The sequence below is a fragment of the Streptomyces flavofungini genome, assembly GCF_041028215.1.
In the GTDB taxonomy this organism is placed as follows: Bacteria; Actinomycetota; Actinomycetes; order Streptomycetales; family Streptomycetaceae; genus Streptomyces; species Streptomyces flavofungini_B.
The window spans coordinates 1-486 of the sequence record NZ_JASKYR010001510.1 but is presented as its reverse complement, the minus strand read 5'-3'; the positions used below and the strand labels follow the sequence as shown (position 1 = coordinate 486).

1 protein-coding gene is annotated in these 486 nt (G+C 69.9%); it reads right to left on the bottom strand.

Annotated features, from left to right (window positions below):
• Positions 1 to 486, bottom strand: a 486-nt coding sequence (locus tag AB8Z36_RS41925; protein WP_369218552.1) for a SidA/IucD/PvdA family monooxygenase, incomplete at both ends; no start/stop codon positions are given.

The window sequence follows — 486 nt, the reverse complement described above, 5'->3', positions numbered from 1 at the left end:
GTTCCAGGTGGAGTTCGACGCGGGTGGCGCCGACGCGGCCCGCGGTGCGCACGGAGACGCCGGGGGTGAGGACGGCGTCGGGCCAGCCGCCGTGSAGGGTGCGCTGGTAGAGCTGGTCGTGGATGGCGGCGATGGTGTCGGCGTCGATGCCTTTGTGGAGCTGCCACTGGTGGGGGACGAGGCCGTCGCGCACGGCTTCGGGCAGGGCGTGGAAGTAGCGGGTGTAGTCGGGGGTGAAGTGTTCGAGGCCGAGTTTTGAGTACTCCATGGGTGCGAAGGCCTCGGTGCGGGCGAGCCAGTGGAGTTTTTCGCGTCCGGCGGGGCGGGCGCGGAGCAGGTCGAGGAAGATTTCGGCGCCCGACTGTCCTGAGCCGATGACGGTGATGTGCTCGGCTTCGAGGAGGGTGTCGCGGTGGGTGAGGTAGTCCGCGGAGTGGATGACGGGGACGCCCGCGGCCTCGGCGAGGGGTTTGAGGGGTTCGGGGA